The organism is Corallibacter sp. (assembly GCF_048381695.1).
Taxonomy (GTDB): Bacteria; Bacteroidota; Bacteroidia; order Flavobacteriales; family Flavobacteriaceae; genus Corallibacter; species Corallibacter vietnamensis.
Genome location: NZ_JBLXHI010000002.1, coordinates 520,726 through 543,631 on the forward strand (window position 1 = coordinate 520,726; position 22,906 = coordinate 543,631).

A 22,906-nucleotide genomic window follows, 5' to 3' on the forward strand; every position below is an offset into this window, starting at 1 on the left:
TATTTTTATTAAATTATATTATGCGCGCATACTTTTTTGTAAAAAAAACATAAAATTCTCATTTTATTATTTATATTGCTATTAAAATAATTAACTAAAACTAAAAGATGAGATCAATTCTTTCAATTTTATTGTTGTTTGTATGCAGTATAACTTACTCACAAACAACAATTTCAGGATCGGTTGTAGATAATAATAGCCAGCCCATTCCTGGTGCAAATGTTATTGTAGTAGGTACCTCAAGTGGTACATCAACAGATTTTGATGGTAACTTTACATTAACCTTAGACCAAAATCCTCCTTTTACGCTTCAAGCTAGTAGTATAGGGTTTGGTTCAGTTTCTGAACAGGTTAATGAAAACAACCAAGTAATAAACTTTATTCTTGAAGAAGGAACTTCTTTAGATGAAGTTGTTATTTCTGCTTCTAGAACTCCAGAACGTATATTTGAATCTCCTGTAACAGTTGAGCGTTTTGGGTTAAAAGAAATCAAAAACACTGCTTCTGCAGATTTTTATGATGGTTTAGAAAACCTAAAAGGTGTAGATGTAAACACAAACAGTTTAACATTCAAAGCTATAAACACAAGAGGTTTTGCAACATTTGCAAACACAAGGTTTATGCAGTTAGTAGATGGTATGGACAATTCTACTCCAGCTTTAAATTTCCCAATTGGAAATTTAGTAGGTATGAATGAAACAGATGTTCAAAGTGTTGAATTACTTCCTGGTGCAGCTTCTGCACTATACGGAGCAAATGCCTTTAACGGTATTTTATTTATGAGAAGTAAAAGCCCTTTTGACCATACTGGAATTAGCGGATATTACAAACAAGGTATAACTTCACAAGATGCTGCTGGAGATAATACTTATAGAGATGCAGGTATAAGAGTAGCTCATAAGTTTAGCGAAAAATTTGCAGCTAAAGTAAACTTTGGATGGCTAAAAGGTACCGACTGGGTAGCTAACAACATGCAAGGAAAACCTGGTGGTGGAGCTACAAGAGCATCTGTAGACTATGATGGTTATAACGTATACGGTGATGAAGTTTCTACAAACATTCATGACGCTTCAGGAGGATTAGGAGTTGTTCCAGATGTTGTTGTAAGTAGAACAGGATACAATGAAACAGACCTTACTGATTATAATGCAGAAAGTGTTAAAGCTGACTGGGGCTTATACTATCGCCCATGGGCTAGTGATTTTGAGATCCAATATGTCGGAAAAGTAGGAACAGGTTCAACTATATATCAAGGAACTAACCGTTACTACATTGATAACTTTACACAACAACAACACAAAATCGAAGTTAGAAATGATAATTTCTTTTTAAGAGGTTATGTGGTTGCTGATAAAGCTGGTGATTCTTATGATATGGTTTTTACTGGAATTAATATCAACAGAGCTTTTAAAAGTGATGAAGACTGGTTTGAAGACTACATATCAACCTATGCAGGAATTGAATTAAGTGGAAACCCACAAGGCTTAACTGACGAGCAAAAACATGCTGCAGCTCGTGCTGTTGCTGATAATGGTCGTTTTGCTCCAGGATCAACACAATTCAATAATGCATTTAATAGAGTAATTCAAGATCCAGATTTTTCTAAAGGATCTCAATTTAAAGATGCTTCAAAATACTATCATGCAGATGGTAATTATAATTTCAGTCATCTTTGGGATGCTATTGAAGTACAAGTTGGTGGTTCTTATAGAAGATACAGCCTAAATTCTTCAGGTACAATTTATACAGATTATAACGAAGCAATCGAGTATTCTGAATTTGGTATGTATACTCAATTACAAAAACAATTAGAATTAAATGAAAGCTTAAAATTAAAGCTTACAGGATCTCTTCGTTATGATAAATCAGAATTTTTTGACGGATTCTTTTCACCTAGAATTTCAGCTGGTTTAACTGTTAATGAAAACCACAACATTAGAGCTTCTTACCAAACAGGTTTTAGAAACCCAACAACGCAAGATTTATTTATAGGTCTTGATGCTGGTAGAGCTATTTTAGTAGGGTCTGCACCTACAAATTTAGATCGCTATGTAAGAACATACAATGCCAATGATGGAAACAGATATACGCAAAGTGGTGCTGCAGCTTATAACAACTCTTATACACAATCTTCAGTATTAGCATTTGAAGCTGCAAGAAAAACAGGAACACCTTTAGCGGAAGCTTCACAACTTTTACGAGTAGGAAACTCTAATATTGTTGAACCAGAGCAAGTAACATCTTTTGAAGTTGGTTATAGAGGTAAACTTAATAGCACAATCATTGATTTAAGTTTATACTACAACAAATACAAAGACTTTATTTCTGGTGAAAACGTTATTGCGCCTCTTTATGGTCAAGTAGGTGACAATGCACTTTCTATTGATGCAATTGACTCTGATGATTATATCACATATCAAACATATACAAACTCTGATGCTGATATTAACTCTTATGGTGGATCAATTGGGTTATCTACAAAAGTGCTTAATGGTTTTGATTTAGGTGTAAATTACACGTATACTAAACAAGATTTTGATCAAGCTGCTTTCCCTGATTTTAGAACAAACTTTAACACTCCAGAGCACAAAGTAAAAGCTTCTTTTGGGAAAACAGACTTGTTTAAAAATTTCGGATTTAACGTAGCATGGAGATGGAGTGACGATTACTACTGGCAAGCTACTTTTGGAGATGGAGACATCCCTGCTTACCATACTTTAGACGCTCAACTTAATTACCGTGTACCTAAAATTAAATCATCATTTAAAGTTGGTGCCACAAACATTCTTGGTGACGAATACTTTACAGCTATAGGTACTGGTTACATCGGTTCTATGTACTATGTATCTTGGACAATTAATAATTTATAAGCCATGAAAAAGAATAAATCAATGATTATGAAAACAAAATCAAAATACATATGGTTATTCGCTACTCTACTTGCTGTATCAGCTTGTAGTAGTGACGATGACAGTTTAACAACAAATATTGAAGCACCTAAACCTAAATTATCTAATGGTGAAGCAGATTTCTCTAAATATATAGCAGTAGGAGCTTCTTTTAGTGGTGGTTATACAGATGGAGCTTTATTCATTGCAGGTCAAGAAAATTCATTCCCAAATATGCTTTCTCAAAAGTTTGCATTAGTTGGTGGTGGCACATTTTCACAACCCCTAATGAATGACAACATTGGTGGATTAGTTGCAGGAACTACGGTTCTTGCAAACCCTAGGTTCTACTTTGATGGTAGTGGCCCTGCTATGTTACCTGCTACTCCAACAACACAAGTAACAAATGTATTAACAGGTCCTTTTAATAACTATGGAATTCCAGGAATGAAAAGTTTTCATTTAGGAATTGCTGGATATGGTACATTAAATCCTTATTTTGGTAGAATGGCATCTAGTGCTGGTGCTACTGTTTTAGGAGATGCAGTGGCTCAAAGTCCTACATTCTTTTCTTTATCAGAAATAGGAGGAAATGATGTTTTAGGTTACGCTCTATCAGGAGGAACAGGTGTAGACCAAACAGGAAACTTTAACCCTGCAACATATGGAGCTAATGACATTACTGACCCTAATGTTTTTGCAACATCATTTAATGCTGCTGTAAGCGCTTTAATTGGAACTAATAACGCTAAAGGCGTTGTAGGAAACGTTCCTTATATTACAAGTTTAGCGCATTTTACAACAGTGCCACATAATCCTTTAGACCCTTCTAATCCTGATTTTGGGCCTCAAATTCCTACATTAAATAATGTTTTCGGAGCCTTAAACCCAATATTTCAAGCTATAGATCCAAGTCGCGCCATAGTTTTCTCTGAAACAGAAGCAAGCCCGGTTGTAATAAGAGATGAAACATTAGCTGATATTTCTGTTCAAATAGCAACAGCTTTAAATAACAGTCCTACATTTCCTGCGTTTTTAGCACAATTTGGTTTAGATGGTAGTAACCCCGTTGTTGTTCAGTTAGTAGCTAACCTTTTAGGACAAACTTATGGACAAACTAGACAAGCAACAGAAAATGACTTATTCGTATTACCAAGTAGCTCTATTATTGGGCAAGTAAATCAAGCTTACGCGCAGTTTTTAGTAGGACAAGGCCTTCCTGCTCAAGTTGCAGGGCAATTTGCTGTTGAAGGTGTTACTTTACCTTTAGAAGATAAATGGGTGTTGATTCCTAGCGAACAAGCATCTATAAAAACAGCTACTGATGCTTACAATGCAACCATTGAGTCTGCAGCAACTGACAACGGATTAGCTTTAGTTGACTTTAAAGGTATTTTAGAAGAAGCATCTACATCTGGTATTTTTACTGGAGACTATATTTTAAATACAAGTTTAGTAACTGGAGGTTTAATAAGTTTAGATGGTGTTCATTTAACAGCCAGAGGCTACGCAGTTATGGCAAATGAAATTATGAAAGCTATAGATGCTACTTATGGTAGTAACTTTGAAGCATCTGGAAACCTATTAAACGTTTCTAACTATGGCGTAACATACTCGCCAATGCTACAATAAAACATACTTTATAATCATAATATAAACGCTCTCAAAATGGGAGCGTTTTTTATAGATAAAGAGCTGAAAAATTTGATGTGGTTTTTAAATTAAAAACTCATATATTTGCAGCGCGAAAACAATAGGTGTTTTCATTCAATTAAATTGCATAATATTAAACACATAAGTAATGTCAAAAGTTACAGGTAAAGTTGCACAAATAGTAGGTCCAGTTATCGATGTTGAATTCGGAGCTGGTGCTGAACTTCCAAAAATTTATGATTCGTTAGAAATTAAAAGACCTGATGGTTCAATTTTAGTACTAGAAGTACAATCTCACATTGGTGAAGATACTGTACGTACTATTGCGATGGACTCTTCTGATGGTTTAAGTAGAGGAACAGAAGTTACTGCAACTGGTGCTCCTATTCAAATGCCAATTGGTGAAGATGTTTACGGACGTCTATTTAATGTAATTGGTGATGCTATTGATGGTATTGGAAATTTACCTAAAGCTGGAGACGCAGGTTTACCAATTCACAGACAAGCACCAAAATTTGAAGATTTATCAACATCTACTGAAGTACTTTTTACAGGTATTAAAGTAATCGATCTTATTGAGCCTTATGCAAAAGGTGGTAAAATTGGTTTATTTGGTGGTGCTGGTGTAGGTAAAACCGTATTAATTCAAGAGTTAATTAACAACATTGCAAAAGGACACGGTGGTCTTTCAGTATTTGCAGGTGTTGGAGAAAGAACTCGTGAAGGAAACGATTTACTTCGTGAGATGTTAGAGTCTGGTATTATTAAATATGGTGATGACTTTATGCACTCTATGGAAGATGGTGGATGGGATTTATCAAAAGTAGATAAAACTGCTATGAAAGATTCTAAAGCTACTTTCGTATTCGGACAAATGAATGAGCCACCTGGAGCTCGTGCTCGTGTAGCACTTTCAGGATTAACTATAGCAGAATATTTCCGTGATGGCACTGGTGACGGACAAGGAAAAGACGTACTTTTCTTCGTAGATAACATCTTCCGTTTTACACAAGCTGGTTCTGAGGTGTCTGCACTTTTAGGTCGTATGCCATCTGCGGTAGGTTACCAACCTACATTAGCAACTGAAATGGGTGCGATGCAAGAGCGTATTACATCAACAAAAAAAGGTTCTATTACATCTGTACAGGCGGTTTACGTACCTGCGGATGATTTAACGGATCCTGCTCCTGCAACAACGTTTGCTCACTTAGATGCAACAACAGTATTATCTCGTAAAATTGCAGAGCTTGGTATTTACCCTGCGGTAGATCCATTAGATTCTACATCAAGAATTTTAACTGCTGATATTTTAGGAAATGAGCACTATGACTGTGCACAACGTGTAAAAGAGTTATTACAACGTTATAAAGAATTACAAGACATTATCGCAATTCTTGGTATGGAAGAATTATCTGAAGAAGATAAATTGGCTGTATCTCGCGCGCGTCGTGTACAACGTTTCTTATCTCAACCTTTCCACGTAGCTGAGCAGTTTACTGGTATTCCTGGTGTATTAGTTGATATTAAAGAAACTATTAAAGGATTTAACATGATTATGGATGGTGAATTAGATCACTTACCAGAAGCAGCGTTTAACCTTAAAGGAACTATCGAAGAAGCGATTGAGGCTGGAGAAAAAATGTTAGCTGAAGCGTAAAACTAGTAATGAGCTATTAGCTTAATAACAACTAATTGCTCAATACTCAATATTTAAAAATATGTATTTAGAAATTGTATCACCAGAAGCAACATTATTTAGTAGCGAAGTAGACTCTGTAGCTGTACCAGGTATAGGCGGTGAGTTTCAAATGTTAAATAATCACGCACCTATTGTTGCAGCATTAGGTTCTGGGTCAATAAAAATTCATACGCATACTCAAAGCCATTTGGTTTTTGATGAACTACATGCAGAAGTTGTTCCTCATAATGATGATGATAAGATTCTAACTGTAAAAATCAATTCAGGAACACTTGAAATGAAAGATAATAAAGTAATTATTTTAGCAGACTAATTTAAATACTTTACAATATTTTAAAAAACCCTTACATTTTGTAAGGGTTTTTTATTTATAAAATATTTGCTTTTACTTTACTCCAAACACGTTTTAATAAAAACGCAGCAATTACTGCAAGCAAAGTAAGTCCTATAGCCAAAGTATATTCTGCATAAATCCAATATCCTACTGCAAATAAACAACTATAAATAAGCACACAACCCAATAGCATAGCAATGATTCCTGAAGGAACGCTCCAACGTTCAGATTGTGTAGTTATATCAACGCCTTCTTTGTTTGCATCGGTAATAATTTTAGCCCATCCTGGACCACCTGGTTGCGTTTTCTGATAAAAACTTTGCAATACTGAAGTGTTTTCTGCTGGCGTCAGATATGTAACTACAATCCAAGCAATAGTTGTTATTAAAACAATAAAAGGAAATTTTGCCCAAGCAGGCAGTACTCCATCAATTCCAAATAAAACCTCTCCTAATGAGGTAAAAGTTAATACCATAGAAACAACTCCTGATACTAACATTGCTGATATTTCACTCCAAGCATTGATACGCCACCAAAACCATCTCAAAATAAAAATTAAGCCTGTACCTGCTCCAAACATCAATATAATGTCAAAAAGTTGTAATGCATTTTGCAAAACTAAAGCCAGCAAAGCACTTAAAACCATTAAAACGACTGTAGAAATACGTCCCACAGTAACTAATTCTTTTTCTGAAGCGTCTTTATTTATTTGTTGTTTATAAAAATCATTTACCACATAAGATGATCCCCAATTTAAATGCGTAGAAATGGTAGACATATAAGCTGCTGCTAACGATGCTAACACAAGTCCTAATAAACCTGCAGGCAACTTTGTTAGCATAGCAGAATAAGCCAAATCATGTCCTAATTTACTTTCTGCTACATTAGGGAAAGCTTTATGAATACTAGCAATATCAGGAAATAAAACTAGAGATGCTAAAGCAACAATAATCCATGGCCAAGGACGTAATGCATAATGCATAATATTAAAAAAGAAGGTAGCACCAATAGCATGGTTTTCATTTTTTGCTGCCAACATACGTTGAGCAATATAGCCGCCTCCACCAGGCTCCGCTCCTGGATACCAAGAACTCCACCATTGAACTGCTAGAGGAATAATTAATAATGTGATTAATGCTTCTGTATTACTAAAATCAGGCAATAATGATAACTTATCAGTAACGTTTTCATGCGCCAATAACTTCTCTAAACCTCCAATTTCAGGCAACCCAACAAGGTAATAAGCAGCTCCAATAGCACCTGCCATAGCTGTAAAAAACAGTATAAAATCTGTGTAAACAACACCTTTAAAGCCTCCAAGTGCACTAAAAACAACTGTTACTAAACCTGCGACAACTACTGTTTGCCAAGGCTCTAAACCTAGCATAATACCGCCTATTTTTATGGCCGCTAAAGTAACGCCCGCCATTGCAAGAATATTAAAAATGATTCCTAGATAAACAGCTCTAAAACTTCTTAAAAATTTTGCTGGTTTACCTCCATAGCGAAGTTCGTAAAATTCAATATCGGTTGTGACATTAGACTTTCGCCATAATTTAGCATAGACAAATACTGTTAACAATCCGGTGAGTAAAAAAGCCCACCAAACCCAGTTTCCAGAAACACCATTGGTTCTCACTATATCTGTTACCAGATTGGGTGTATCTGTTGAAAAAGTGGTTGCAACCATAGAAAGTCCCAACAACCACCAAGGCATATTACGTCCTGACAAGAAATATTCAGAAGCACTTTTTCCTGACTTTTTAGAAACAAAAACACCTACAAAAAGGGTTATTGCAAAGAATGAAATGATAAGAATATAATCTATTGTAGATAATTGAATCATGAACAACTTTATTTTCAATAATAATCTACAAAATATGTATTAATCTTGATGTATAGCTTGCTTTTGAAAAAAAATTACACCTTTTTAATCACATTGGTTACAATGCCCCAAATTACAAACTCATTTTCTTCAGTGACTTTTATAGGCTGATAGTTTGCATTTTCTGGTTGTAACCACACACCATCTTTTTCTACACGTAAGCGCTTTACAGTGAATTCACCATCAAGAAAACAAACAGCTATTCTATTATGCTCTGGTTCTAAACTTCTATCAATAACTAACAAATCATTATCATCTAGGCCAGCATCTATCATACTTTGTCCAGAAACACGCGCATAGAATGTGGCTAGTTTATTTTTAACCAACATACTATCAAGAGACAAGCGCTCTTCTTTAAAATCGTCTGCAGGCGATGGAAATCCAGCCGAAATGCCTACATCAACAAAAAGAGCTCCTGATGATGTGTCTTCTGATATATCTGGTGTAAAAAAGGTTAAATTAGATGTTTGTTTCACTAGCATTTTACTTGTATTATATCATTAATATTGGTCGTGTATTTTGGTGATAATCGTTCTTGACGCATTTTCCAAGTGCGTTCTAAATCTTGATTTCCAAGCTTTACTTTATAGTCTTTATATTTTGTGTTTAGCTTGTCTATAGTAGACATTAAGGGTTTATGCTTTGGGTTTTGATGTTCAAACAAATGTAATTGAAAATTATCATTTGGCACTAATCCCATTACAATAACGCCTGCGCGTTTGTATTTGATACCTTGTTTATACATACTTGCCACAGCTTTTACCGCTTCATTACTGATTACTAATGTGGAATCTGTAGGATACGCTAGGTTTATCATCCGTGTCTCTCTATGTTGTGGCAATTCTTTTTTATGCCTATCACTACTCAAAGTTACCATTATCATATAACAACATGATTCCTGCTTTCGCAATTTTTCAGCACAAGTGGCTGCAAAGGTAGAAACGCGTTCTTTAATGTAATTTACATCGCTATAAGAAAAATCAAAACTACGTGTTGTAGCGATGGCTCGTTTGTTTGTTACCTCTTCTAATTGTATACTTGGTGACCCTTCTAAATCATGTTTCAGTTTTAATTCTGTAACAGAGAAATTACTTCGTACCCATGCATCAGAAAGTTGTGTAAAGTCAAAAGCGGTATGACAGTTTTTAATTTTTAAACGTTTTGCCAACCTGCGACCAATTCCCCAAACATCTTCAATTTTTATCCACTTTAGGGCTTTTATGCGTTTTTCTTCAGAGTCTATAACATAAACACCTTTGGTATGTTCAGGAAATTTTCGTGCTATTTTATTGGCAACCTTACTTAATGCTTTTGTGGGCGCAATACCTACACATGTAGGAATACCTGTCCATTTTAAAATACGACGACGTATTTGGTTTCCATAGTCGTTAATATCATAGTTTTCAAATCCTTTAAACTGTAAAAAAGCTTCATCAATGCTGTATACTTCAATATCGGGAGTAAACTGTTCAAGAATTTTCATAACACGATTACTCATATCTCCATACAACGGATAGTTTGATGAAAGTACTTGAATTTGATTTTGCTTACAGAAAGATTCCCACTTAAAAATAGGCGCACCCATAGGTAAATTTAAAGCCTTGGCCTCATCGCTACGCGATATAACACAACCATCATTATTGCTTAATATAGCAACAGGTTTTCCTTGTAAATTGGGATTAAAAACCCGTTCACAAGAGGCATAAAAATTATTACAATCTACTAGTGCAAACATGTTATGATTCAGCTAAAAAATGTTTTTAAAATTACATTATTTTTAGATATCATCATTAGTTGCTACTATCAAATTATAAGCACTTTTCAATTTTTTTACAACTGTTTCAATAGCATCTTCATTTATATGCCCAAAACCTAATCTAATAGCACAGACATGCTGATTTTGATAAAGTATTGTTTTAGGCAAAAACAGGTTATGTGTTTTCGCTTGTTCTGCTAATTTAATAAGTGATATATGCGATTTAAAACGCACCCAAACCGCCAAACCGCCTGATGGAATATCCCAATCCGCTAATTCATTAAAATACGTATCCAGACAAGCACATAAATAATCGCGCCTTTGTTTATAAACGGTAATATTTTTTTTTATTAAACGGTGTATTTCACCTTCTGAAATAAGTTCAGAAAGTATTTGTTTTTGAATTAAATCGCCTTTTTTATCAAGTAATTGTAGGTAATTTTTAGTCTCATTTACAATATTCTCTGGAGCCACTACAAACCCTACCTGAAAACTTGGAAAGAACGACTGACCTAAACGCCCTAAATAAATAACAACACCTTGTCCGTCAGCACTTGCCATAGGCAACATAGCTGAACCATCAAACTGAAAATCATAATCAAAATCGTCTTCTATAATTGCAAACTCGTAAGCTTTTGCTAATTGTAAAAGCTTTAAACGTCTTTCAGCTGAAAGTGTTACGGTAGTTGGATATTGCCTATGCGCGCAAACATATACACAGCGAATACTATTTTTTGTGAAGTGCTTCTCAATAAAATCAACATCAATACCATTAGCATCAACAGGAACTGTTTTAATATGAGCTCCAGCCTGCTGAAAAATCATATTTGATTTGTAGTGGCTTAAATCAGCAACTAAAACAATATCATTTTTTTTAATAAGAAGCTGTGAAACAATATACAAACTCATTTCCGTACTACGTGTACTCATGATATTTTGAGGTTGAATATGAAACCCTCGTGTCGCATTTAGATAATTACACAAATGCTTATTGAACATACTATAGGCTTGATCTTGTGGTAAATTCCATTTAGATATTAACGATGTACGTTTCATAGACGCACTATACCAACGTGAAAATTGATGTGTAGGATGCAAACGTAAATCAGGCTGCCCATCATTAATAACATAATCACTTTGTGTAAACTCTTCTGTAGAGGCTAAATTAAAAGACGATTGAAATGGGAAACCAGCTTTTTTAGGATATGTTTTTAAAGCTTCTAAACTTTGTGAAGTTCCTTTTATAATTGCTGTTTTTCGTTCTGGCATTAGTACATAGGTTCCTTTATTAGGAACTATTTCAACCCAACCTTGAGAAGCCAACTCATCATATACAGCTACAGCTGTGTTTCTATTGATAGTTAATAGCTCTCCAAATTTTCTAGTACCAGGTAATGCAGTACCTTCAGGTAAATACCCTCGCTGTATGGCATTTATAATTTGTTGCGCTATTTGAATATAAATAGCTGTATTAGGTGATTTTTCAAATTGAACTAACGATTTTAATATATCATCAACCGGACTATTCATTGTTTTAAAACTGGACTATTTTGATAATCCGGAAAGTTACGAATTTTGCCGCGCTAAAAAACACGAATCTATTTTATTATGAGATTAATTACATTATCTATATTAATTACACTTTTTACATTTACTACGCAAGGGCAAAAGCTACAACAACAGCAAGATTTAGACTCGGTAGTAATAACATCAACTAGAATTGAATTACCATTTAAAGAAAATTCTAGAACAATTTCTATAATAACAAGTGATGATATAAAAAAGAGTGCAACCAATAATATTGCAGATTTACTACAACAAGTTGCTGGTATTGATGTAAGACGTCGTGGTACTGATGGTAGCCAAGCCGATTTATACATTCGCGGCGGAAGTTTTGATCAAACCCTTTTACTTATTGATGGTATGAAACTTGAAGATGCTCAAACAGGGCATCATACACTAAACATGGCTTTACCGCTTGAAGTTATAGAGCGTATTGAAATAATAAAAGGACCTGCTGCGCGCGTATTTGGACAAAATGCTTTTACAGGCGCCATAAATATTGTTACTAAAAACAGTATAGATGATAGCGTTTCAATTGGTGTAGAAGCTGGTTCTTATGGTCAAAAAAATGCTGACATTACCGTAGGAAGTAATCAAGAAAACGCTTCTCATATTATACATGTGTCTCGAAACACATCAGAAGGATATCGTTATAATACAGATTATGATAACCAAAGCTATTTTATAAAAAGTACGTTTAATAAAAATAAACTACCTATATCATTTATAGCAAACTATCAAGAACGCAATTTTGGAGCTAACGGATTTTATGCGTCACCAACAGCTAAAGATCAATATGAAGAAACACAAACAAGCTTAATCGGGTTATCAACTGAAATAAAAAAGGAAAAACTAACATTAAAACCACGTATTTACTGGCGAAGAAATCAAGATATGTATTTGTTTATTCGTGATAATCCACCTGCATACAGAAATCTACATCAAACCAACAAGATTGGGGCAGAAGTAAACGCGTCATATCGTTCAAGATTAGGGATTACAGGCTTTGGTGTAGATTTATCTCAAACCTTTATATCTAGTAATAATTTAGGCCAACATGATAGATTTATGACTAATGTATTTTTAGAACATCGTTTTTCTTTATTTAATGAATCATTATCTATTACGCCAGGTGTTGCTTTAAGTTATTTTACAGATTTTAAATTTCATGCATTTCCAGGTATAGATTTAGGGTATAAAATAAATGATGTATTACAAGTATATGGAAACATTGGCTACACATATCGCATACCAACATATACAGATTTATATTACTCAAGCCCAACAGAATTAGGAAACGATAGTTTAGAACCAGAAGAAGCAGTATCAGAAGAACTAGGTATTAAATTACACCTTAATAAGTTTCGCTTTACAGGAGCATTTTTTAACAGAGATTCTAAAAAACTCATTGACTATGTTAAAAACACAGCCACAGACCCTTGGCAAGCAACAAATATAGCCAAGTTGAACACCATAGGATTTGAGGCTAACACAAGTTACAGCTTTTTAGCATCTAGTTTCAATCAAAACATTCAATTAGGGTATACGTTTCTAGAAGAAGACTTAAAAGATGTAGCTGCCAATTTTTCTCGTTACTCGATAAACTCTTTAAAACATGAATTTACAGCATCGTTTAAAAGTCAATTTATTAAAAATTTATCTCAAACTATTGCTTACAGATATGCCGAAAGAACAGCAGGCGAAAGCTATAACGTTTATGATGCAAGTATAAACTACACGTTCAAGGCTTTAGATTTTTCAATTATGGCAAATAACATTTTTAACGCAGATTATACAGAAACCAACCTTGTACCAGCAATAAAAGGCAATGTGTTATTTGGACTAAAATACAGCTTTAAATAACCGCAATATTATTTACAATTTCTTAACTTTGAAGCGTTAATTTTTCAAGGCTTTTATATTGCATCTTCAAGATATTCCTCGAGTAAAAACAATAACTAAAGAGGACTTCATTAAACACTATTACAAACCACAAAAACCTGTGGTAATAGAACGTTTTATTGAAGATTGGCCGGCATATTCTAAATGGCGACTAGATTATATAAAAGATGTTGCAGGAGATAAAATTGTACCACTTTATGATGACAGACCTGTAAATTATAAAGACGGTTTTAATGAGCCTCATGCCAAAATGAGAATGTCTGAATATATTGACTTACTTAAATCTGAACCAACAAAGTATCGTATTTTTCTTTGGAATGTTTTAAAAGAAGTACCAAAACTTCAGCACGATTTTAAGTATCCTGATTTTGGACTAAAACTCATGAAAGGATTACCTATGCTGTTTTTCGGTGGAAAAAACTCGCATACCTTTATGCATTACGATATTGATTTAGCCAATATTTTCCATTTTCATTTTGAAGGTAAAAAGCAAATTATATTATTTGATCAAAAACAGAATAAGTATCTATACAAAATTCCTTTCTCATTAATTACACGCGAGGATATAGATTTTTCAAATCCTGATTACACCAAGTGGCCCGCATTAAAACACGCTAAAGGATACGAAACACAGTTAAACCACGGAGAAATTCTATACATGCCAGAAGGTTATTGGCATTATATGAAATACCTAACTCCAGGGTTCTCTATGAGTTTAAGGTCTGTTCCTAAAAAAATTACCAATTTAAGTCAAGCATTATATAACATCATTATTATGAGACATTTTGATAATGCTATGAGACGAATAAGAGGTCAAAAATGGATTGATTGGAAAAATAAAAAAGCTTTGATTGACACACAAGGTTAAAGTTTTACATATTCCTTTTCTTACGTTTTCAACAAAAAACATGCATTTCATCGAAAAAAAGCAACGTTTCTTTGATTTTTTTTCAAAAATAGAGTTATTAGTCACCCCAAATTAACCTAAACAACTCATCCTAATGAAAAACCTACTAAACTATTCCTTCCTGATATGCCTATGCCTAATTTTATCTGGGTTTAGTACAAAAAATGATCATTTTTCTAAAAAAATGACAAATGCACTTCCTATTTCTTTAACAGGCTTTAACTACGTATATCAAAACGGTCCTTCTTTAAACCAAACATTTGTGCTCCTTGACGAGAATGCGCTAGCACGTGAATACACCTTAATAACTTCATCAAATTTTGAAGTTTCACTAAATCCCCTATCTGGTTTCACAGACGAATTAACCATAGATGCCACAATTATTAGTGCTGGCAGTGTGACTATTTATGTGAGGTTGGCTGCTGGATTATCTATAGGTTTTTATAGCGATGTAATGACAATACTTGCTCCTGCTCACGGCGGATATCCATCTGTACTTGAAAGCATAAGCTTATCAGGTGAGTGTGTTAGAAAGTCAACTGAGTGGAACGGCAGCACTTGGAGCGATGGTTTACCTGACTTAAACTCTATCATAACAATTGCTGAAGATTATGATACGGCATTAAATGGCAGCATTAACGCTTGGGAGCTTAATGTAAACTCTGGAAAAACATGTACTGTAAGCGACAATACATTTATTAGTGTTCAAAAAAACATTAACATCAGCGGTAACTTAACTGTAACTTCAAAAGGAGCTGTTGTACAAATAGACAACTCGGCTACATTTGCCGTTGGCGAAGGCGGAACATCAGTAGTAATTAAAGAAACATCACAACTTACTAATTGGTATGATTATACTTATTGGAGTTCTCCTGTTAATGGTATTACAGCTGCTGAAGCTTTTCCTACAACTCAACAAAGCAGACGTTATTGGTATGATGCAGCAAATTTTTTAGATGTTTTAGAAGAATCTGAAAATGGAAACTCTTACGTTGCTGGTCATGATGATATTGACGATGACGGAAATGATTGGGCTGTTTTAAATGATTCTGACGTACTTACTCCAGGAGCTGGTTATGCGATAACATCTAAATCTTCTGGTTTTACACCTGGTGATACTTATAATTGCCAATTTGAAGGCCCTTTTAATACAGGTATTATAAATACACCTATACATTATAATGGTGACAACGGTGATAATGACTGGAATTTTATCGGAAATCCATATCCATCTGCTATAGACGCTGATGCTTTTTTTGCTGAAAATGCTTCTGTTATTGGTGGTGCTATTTACTTATGGTCTCATGCTTCGCCTCCAGCTTCAGACAATAATGGTAATCAGGTATTAAACTTCAACACAGATGATTATGCTATCATAAATGCTGGTAGTGGTGAAATTGCCGGAGGAAAACCTGTTATTCCTAATAGAACCATACCTTCTGGACAAGGCTTCTTTGTTCAAGGCTTAAGTAGTGGCAATGTTGTATTTAATAATAACATGCGTATTGCAGATAACACAAGTAACAGCCAGTTTTTCAGAAATCAAAACGATAATAAGCTTTGGGTAAATTTAACATCTGATAACGGTGTTTTTAATCAAGCATTAATAGCGTATGTAACTGGTGCTACAAGCGCTGATGATGGTCCTTCGTATGATACTACAAGAAACTTATCATCTGATGTTGCTGCTATAATTTATACCACTATAGAAAATGATACCGATCGTAAATATGCTATTCAAGGAAAATCTCCTAGTAGCATAAACCAAAATGAAAGTATCTCTATTGGTTTTTATTCTGCCATAGAAGAAGCTACACTTTACACATTATCTATTGCACAATTTCAAGGTGAGTTTTTTAGTGACAATGCAATATATTTAAGAGACAATTTACTTAATGTAACACATGACATAAAGAATGCCGACTACACGTTTACATCAGCTACAGGTGAATTTAACAACCGTTTTGAGATTGTTTTCAACAACAACACATTAAGTACATCGCATGTATCAGCATTAGAAAATAGCTTAAGTATAATTCAAGAAAATGACCAAGAAATAACATTTAAAACAAATAATAGCCACACTTTATCGGCTGTTCAAATTTATTCTATTAATGGTAGCTTGGTTTATAACTTAAAAGCTAATAATACTACAGAAACATATAAGTTACCTAACTTAAAATATGGAACTTATGTAGCAAAAGTCACCCTAAATAATGGTGCTGTTATCTCAAAAAAGATACTTACCAACTAAAAAAAACACCAACCAAAACAAAAAGAAGCAACTTACATACCATAAGTTGCTTCTTGCTTTTTATACTAGTGTGTTTATTTTATCATACACCAAATGGCTTTCCCAACCGCGATATAATAAATAATCGGCAAGTTTTTTCTTTTTCTTCAAAGGATGACTCTCTCTAATAGATGAAGCTTTTTTTTCTGCTAAATCATGAAAAGTAGCTAAGTAAGTGTCGTCAGAAAGTTCTTTAAGTGCTAAATTAATATTGTATGTACTTATATCTCTAAACTTAAGCTCTCGTGATAACCTAATGCGACCCCATTTTTTTATTCTAAACTTACCATGAACAAAAGCTTTAGCAAATCGTGTTTCGTTTAAAAAATTATGCTCTATAAGATGACCAATAACCACATCACGAGCCTCTGGAATCATATTCATAGCTATTAATTTACTAACAACTTCTTTATGACAACGCTCTTGATAAGCACAAAAACTTTCTAGAGCTCGCTTGGCTTCCTCTACTGTATATGTCTTATGTTTTTGCATCATGACAAAATTAGTAACAATTTGTTAATAACCCATAAACACACAACACCTTGAAAATTAAGTTATTTGACATATATTTGTAAGCATTTTTTGTAAAAATAAAGAAATTTTCCCTATGAAAAAGAACTACATTATTTTGTTAATAGCATTTCTATGCCTTACTATTACTGGATTTGGGCAGACTTACAACCAAATTACATCTTTGGCAGAATTAACAGATGGTAATTATATTATTGCTGAAAGTAATGAGGAATATGCAATGAACAACTCTCATAATGGCACTTATTTGGCAAGAACAGCTATTTCTCCTGTCGGTGGAACTATAACAAATCCGGATGCTACAATTATTTGGACAATAGAGACTAATGGGTCTGGGAAAACTATTTATAGCGAAGATTCTTCAAGATATATTTCTTATTCAGGTAGTAGCAATAATGTTCAAATAGTGAATACTGTAACATCCAATAACCAACGATGGAATATTACATATAGTGGTGGAAATTTCATTTTCTCAAATATTGCTATAACAAACAGAGATTTACAATATAACCCATCAGCTCCTCGTTTTGCTTGTTATACAGGGTCTCAAATAGATTTAGTTTTGTACAAGCAAGATACTCCGTCTGGTCCAACCATCACTGCTACACCAAGCACAATAACTGGTTTAGATTACAGTTTTGGAAATGGCCCATCAACACCACAAAGTTTTGATATAGAAGGTACGTTACTTACAGCAGGCATTGATATTACTGCACCTACAAATTTCGAAATTGCTACATCTGCTGCAGGACCATACAATAACACGGTAAATATACCTGCTTTTGATGCTAATAACACCAACACCATTTATGTAAGATTGGTAAGCGGGTTAGCTCAAACAAGCTATTCAGGTACAATTACAATGACAAATGCTACATCAGGTTTATCATCAACACCTACTATTGATGTTAGTGGAGATGTAACACCACCTCCGCCTGTAAATAATGATTGTAGTGGCGCTATAAGTTTAACTCCAAACGCTTCTTGTACTTATCAAACATATAGCAATGTAGGAGCTACAGATAGTGGTATTAGTAATCCTAGTTGTTCCTCTCTTGGTCCTGATGTTTGGTTTTCTGTAGTTGTTCCTGCCTCTGGAGAAATTACTGTGGAAACCTCACAAAATGGGAGTATTAGTGATACAGGTGTTTCGATATATACTGGAACTTGTGGTAGTTTGACAGAAGAGGTTTGCAATGATGATGGAGGCTCTGGTAACATGTCTTTAGCCACAGCACCTGGCCTTACAGTAGGCTCTACCGTTTACATTAGAGTTTGGGAGTATGGAGGAGGAACTGAAGGTGATTTCGATATTTGTGTTACTACACCTACACCATGTACAGCACCAACCAACCAACCAACAAACTTAACACTTAGCAACATTACAAACTCATCAATTGATGGTTCATTCTCAACAACTACAGCTGATGAATACTTGGTTGTTGTAAGCACTTCTTCAACTTTAGGAGCTAACCCTGTAAATGGAACAACCTATTCTGCTGGTGATACTATTGGTAGTGGTACTGTGGTACAAAGTTCTAATGCTACAACATTTACAGCTACAGGTTTATCTCAAACTACACAATATTACTTTTTTGTATTTGCCTTTAACGATAGTAGTTGTGCAGGAGGACCAAATTATAACACCTCAACCCCTTTGACTGATGATGAAAAAACAGTTTCTGGACCTTGTTTTTCAATTAACGGAAGGGATTTTCCTACTACTGGTGGTTATACTATAAATAGCGGAGCCAGTGCTAAAAGATTGGCATCAGGATCAAGTTTTGGTTCAATTTCAACAAATGCTCTTACTGGTATTTCTGGAGACTTAACCGTGCAGTTTACTGCTGAAGGTTGGGATAGTAATGAAAATGAAGTTACAGTTACTTTAAACGGTGTTTCTCAATTTTTCAACACGATTATTGATGGGTCTTACAACACCTACACAGCCACTTTCACATCTGTTCCTGATAACTCGATTCTAGAGTTTTCAACAATATCAGGAATGAGGGTATTCATTGATTTAGTTGAAATTTATTGTGCACCATCTTGCACACCAGCAGCTGATCCAGTAGGAACAATATCTGGTGCAACTCCTGTTTGTGCAGCAAGTACATCATTAAGTTTTTCCGGAACTGCTCCAGCAAATGTTGCTTATTACTGGCAAAGCATATCATTAGGTGAAGATCAAACAAATAACGCTTCAAACAATTTAACTGTTACTGCATCTGGAGATTATTATGTAAGAGCTTTTAACACAGTTGAGGGATGCTGGTCTGATGGTGAAATAGGTCCTTATGCCGTTTCAGTAACAACCTCAACAACAACAATAGATTCACACCCAAGCGATACAAGTACTGGTGTTGGTGGCTCTGCTGCTTTTGTAGTAGATAGCCCAAGCGCATCAAATTATCAATGGCAAGTATCTACTGATGGTGGATCAACTTGGACAAATATTGGTACAGACAACAACTCATTAAGCTTAAATAATATTCAGTTAACAGATAACGGTAATTTATATCAAGTTATAGTAAGCAATTCATGTGGAAACACAACATCAAACACTGCTACTTTAACCGTAACAACCTCAACAATTTTTAATCCTGGTGAGTTAATTTTTGTTGGTTATGATGGACAGATAAACGGAAGTGGTTCTGAAGATGAATTTTTAATTGCAACACTTGTAGACATCACAGCTGGAACCGAGTTTTCTATTGTAAACTCTCGATTTGAAGCTGGAGCTGCTGCTAACGTAAGAACAAATAAATGGGGTGGCGGAAGTGACAGCGCTGATCAACAACCTTTTGAAGCTAAAATAACTTACACTGGAAGCGCAATAATTCCTGCGGGTTCTGTATTACGTTTTGAAATTACAAATTCCAATGCTTTTATTGTAAATGCCTCTGTTACTGAAGGCACAACAACGACTACTCGAACAACCGACTTTTCTGCAAATGTAATCACACCTGGTTCTTACCCTAATATTTCAACATCAAGTGATGACCAGTTATACTTAATGCAAGGAGACTTTGTATCTGACGGAACTATCAACCCTGATGAAGCTAATTATTATTTCACAGGAACACTACTTCATGGTATTACTATTGGAATTCCTTGGGTAGACCTTACAAGCGCTTGTAATGGCGATGATAGTGGTAACAACAGAGAATCTAGATTACCTCCGGAATTACGTTGTTTCAATGTTGAAAGCACCTCTTCTATTAGAGGTTATTATGAAAATGACAAAGAACACGGTCTAGCTACTATACGAGAAATTGTTAACAACGTTTCTGATGTAGCAGGAAATTGGGATTTAGGCTCATATAATTTTGATCCTACTGACAACACAGCTAATAGCGGTGGAAAAACATTTTTATTAAACCCAAGCAACCCTGCTGGACAATGGGTTGGTGATGTTGATACAAACTGGTTCAACTGTGCAAACTGGGAAGGTCTTGCTGTTCCTAAATCATCTACGGATGTTAAAATTGATAACTCTGCATCAAACAATGCGGTTATAGATTACACGGCAAATTACTCTGATGAATTTAACGATATTGCTTACAGTCATAATTTGACAATTTCTGGAAGCCGTGTTGAGATTTCAGATAACATTAATAACCTACTTGAAGTTCACGGAAATTTACTTATTGAATCATCAGGAACTCTAGACATGGACGATGGTAATAATGCCACATCAGACGGTCAAATACATTTATATGGCGATTGGATTAACAACAGAGGAACAAATGCATTTTTAGAAGGTAATAGTACTATTGTTTTTACAGGAAACACAAGCCAAAACGTTGTAAATGGAGCTACTCCAATTCCTCCTATTACAACAGAAGAGTTCTATAATGTTATTTTAAACAATGACTACAACACGGGTACTTCAAATGATTTACACATGCACGGCAACCTTACCATAAACACTGGTAAAACCTTGACTGTTACTTCTGGAAGATATACCTATGTAAACCTAGGAGTTACAAACAATGGTACTTTTAACATTGAAAATAATGGTTCATTAGTACAAGGTGATGACACCGGTATTAATACAGGAAACATTAGCATGTTACGCAGTGCTTCTGTAAGAAATTACGATTATGTTTATTGGTCATCACCTGTCACAGGATATGGAGTAAATAATATTTCTTCAACAGCTCATATTTACAGATGGAATCCAACAATATCAAATCCTAATGGAGGTCAAGGAAACTGGGTATCTGCTGTAGGAGAAACGATGATTCCTGGCGTTGGATATATTGTTAGAGGAGCTAATGGTCAACCAGAACCAGCAAATTCTAGTGATTTGAATTTTACAGCTACCTTTAATAATGGCGTACCACTAAATGGTGTTATAAATGTATCTGTGTCTCGAGGTACTGATCCATCAAATGACGATGATGATTGGAACCTAGTTGGAAACCCGTATCCTTCAGCAATAGATGCATATACATTTTTAACCAATGCTACTAATAGCACTGTTCTAGATGGTTTTGTAAACATTTGGACTCATGGTACTCTACCATCTAATGCCATAGCAGATCCGTTTTATGATGACTTTTCTGCAAACTATACTGCCAGTGATTATATTGCCTACAACGCTTTAGGTAGTGGTGCAGGTCCTGGAGACACAACAATAGGTGCTGGACAAAGTTTTATGGTAAATATGATTGATGGAACAGCTAGTACGCAAACTATTGAGTTTAGAAATAATATGCGAGACAAATCTTATGATAACTCTGTATTCTACCGAAGCTCAAACCAACAAACTGAAGACAATACTAATGGTAGATTTTGGTTAGATTTAGTTTCTAATAGTACACAAGCAACCAATAGAATTTTATTAGGATATACTAATGGCGCAACACATGAGCGAGATAGAATGTTTGATGCCTTAACAGTACTTAAAGAAGAGCAATCATTTTATTCTGTGATAGAAAACAAACCGTTTGTAATTCAAGGTCGTGGGTTACCGTTTGATGTTACAGATCGTATTCCGTTAGGTATTAAAACCGTTGATAACGATAATTATACGATTGCCATTGCTGAAATAGACGGCTTTTTTGAAACGGAAAATCAAACAATATATCTAAAAGATTATTCATTAAACATAACACACAATCTGCTTGAACAACCATATAGTTTTACTGCCGATGCTGGTGAAATCAATGATCGTTTTGAGATTGTATTTACTGACACCTTATTGTCTATTGATGAAAACACTATAAATGATAACGGACTAACTATTATTGATAATAATGGCGACACAACATTTAAAGTTAATGCCGCGTATCAAATTAAAAGGATAACACTTATTGATATGCTTGGAAGAGAAGTTTTTTCTGCCACAGGAAACTCAAACAACGAAACTTACAACTTGTCGCATTTAAGCCAAGCTAATTACATTGCTAAAGTACAGTTAGATAACGATTATGTAATTACAAAGAAAATGGTGAAGAAGTAAAAACATAATTATAAAACCAAAAAAA

The 22,906-nt window shown here is 34.6% G+C and carries 13 protein-coding genes; 8 read left to right on the top strand and 5 right to left on the bottom strand.

Translation table 11 applies throughout. The features are described from left to right. Positions 1–107 precede the first annotated feature (107 nt). From ACN5J3_RS06115 to ACN5J3_RS06130, 4 genes are all read left to right on the top strand, one after another. Positions 108–2,870: a TonB-dependent receptor gene (locus tag ACN5J3_RS06115; protein ID WP_418511131.1), complete on the top strand. Its 2,763-nt coding sequence runs from the start codon at positions 108–110 to the stop codon at positions 2,868–2,870. Positions 2,871–2,873: 3 nt separating this feature from the next. Further along, positions 2,874–4,520, top strand: coding sequence for an SGNH/GDSL hydrolase family protein (locus tag ACN5J3_RS06120; protein ID WP_418511132.1), 1,647 nt, complete (start codon positions 2,874–2,876; stop codon positions 4,518–4,520). Between the two features lie 169 nt (positions 4,521–4,689). Continuing rightward, the gene (gene atpD, locus ACN5J3_RS06125) at positions 4,690–6,198 is read left to right on the top strand and encodes a F0F1 ATP synthase subunit beta (RefSeq protein ID WP_418511133.1); all 1,509 of its coding nucleotides are present in this window, start codon (positions 4,690–4,692) and stop codon (positions 6,196–6,198) included. Positions 6,199–6,259: 61 nt separating this feature from the next. After that, a complete protein-coding gene (locus ACN5J3_RS06130; protein ID WP_418511135.1) occupies positions 6,260–6,553 on the top strand; it encodes a F0F1 ATP synthase subunit epsilon in 294 nt (97 codons plus the stop codon). A gap of 55 nt (positions 6,554–6,608) precedes the next feature. Here ACN5J3_RS06130 and ACN5J3_RS06135 read toward each other — a convergent pair whose 3' ends face one another. The 4 genes from ACN5J3_RS06135 to ACN5J3_RS06150 form a co-directional block, all read right to left on the bottom strand. Next, positions 6,609–8,420, bottom strand: coding sequence for a sodium:solute symporter family protein (locus tag ACN5J3_RS06135; RefSeq protein ID WP_418511137.1), 1,812 nt, complete (start codon positions 8,418–8,420; stop codon positions 6,609–6,611). 74 nt (positions 8,421–8,494) lie between these two features. Then, complete coding sequence (locus ACN5J3_RS06140; RefSeq protein ID WP_417290513.1) at positions 8,495–8,941, bottom strand: LexA family protein; 447 nt, start codon at positions 8,939–8,941, stop codon at positions 8,495–8,497. Further along, positions 8,935–10,194, bottom strand: a complete 1,260-nt coding sequence (locus ACN5J3_RS06145; protein ID WP_417290512.1) for a Y-family DNA polymerase — start codon at positions 10,192–10,194, stop codon at positions 8,935–8,937. The genes ACN5J3_RS06140 and ACN5J3_RS06145 overlap by 7 nt, the downstream gene beginning before the upstream one ends. Positions 10,195–10,236: 42 nt before the next feature. After that, the gene (locus tag ACN5J3_RS06150; protein WP_418511138.1) at positions 10,237–11,745 is read right to left on the bottom strand and encodes a PLP-dependent aminotransferase family protein; all 1,509 of its coding nucleotides are present in this window, start codon (positions 11,743–11,745) and stop codon (positions 10,237–10,239) included. A 78-nt stretch (positions 11,746–11,823) separates the two neighbouring features. On the opposite strand from ACN5J3_RS06150, the gene ACN5J3_RS06155 reads away from it, so the two are divergent. The 3 genes from ACN5J3_RS06155 (at position 11,824) to ACN5J3_RS06165 (ending at position 16,841) form a co-directional block, all read left to right on the top strand. Further along, complete coding sequence (locus ACN5J3_RS06155; protein ID WP_418511139.1) at positions 11,824–13,641, top strand: TonB-dependent receptor; 1,818 nt, start codon at positions 11,824–11,826, stop codon at positions 13,639–13,641. Positions 13,642–13,699: 58 nt separating this feature from the next. Then, on the top strand, positions 13,700–14,548 hold the full coding sequence (locus ACN5J3_RS06160; protein WP_344726677.1) for a cupin-like domain-containing protein: 849 nt from the start codon (positions 13,700–13,702) through the stop codon (positions 14,546–14,548). Between the two features lie 133 nt (positions 14,549–14,681). Then, positions 14,682–16,841 carry a T9SS type A sorting domain-containing protein gene (locus tag ACN5J3_RS06165; RefSeq protein ID WP_418511140.1) on the top strand — a complete coding sequence of 720 codons (2,160 nt, stop codon included), beginning with the start codon at positions 14,682–14,684 and terminating at the stop codon, positions 16,839–16,841. A gap of 60 nt (positions 16,842–16,901) precedes the next feature. Here ACN5J3_RS06165 and ACN5J3_RS06170 read toward each other — a convergent pair whose 3' ends face one another. Further along, positions 16,902–17,372 carry a regulatory protein RecX gene (locus ACN5J3_RS06170; RefSeq protein WP_418511155.1) on the bottom strand — a complete coding sequence of 157 codons (471 nt, stop codon included), beginning with the start codon at positions 17,370–17,372 and terminating at the stop codon, positions 16,902–16,904. A gap of 115 nt (positions 17,373–17,487) precedes the next feature. Between ACN5J3_RS06170 and ACN5J3_RS06175 the strand changes: the two genes are divergently transcribed. Next, a complete protein-coding gene (locus ACN5J3_RS06175) occupies positions 17,488–22,881 on the top strand; it encodes a T9SS type A sorting domain-containing protein (RefSeq protein ID WP_418511141.1) in 5,394 nt (1,797 codons plus the stop codon). The last annotated feature ends 25 nt before the right edge of the window (positions 22,882–22,906 follow it).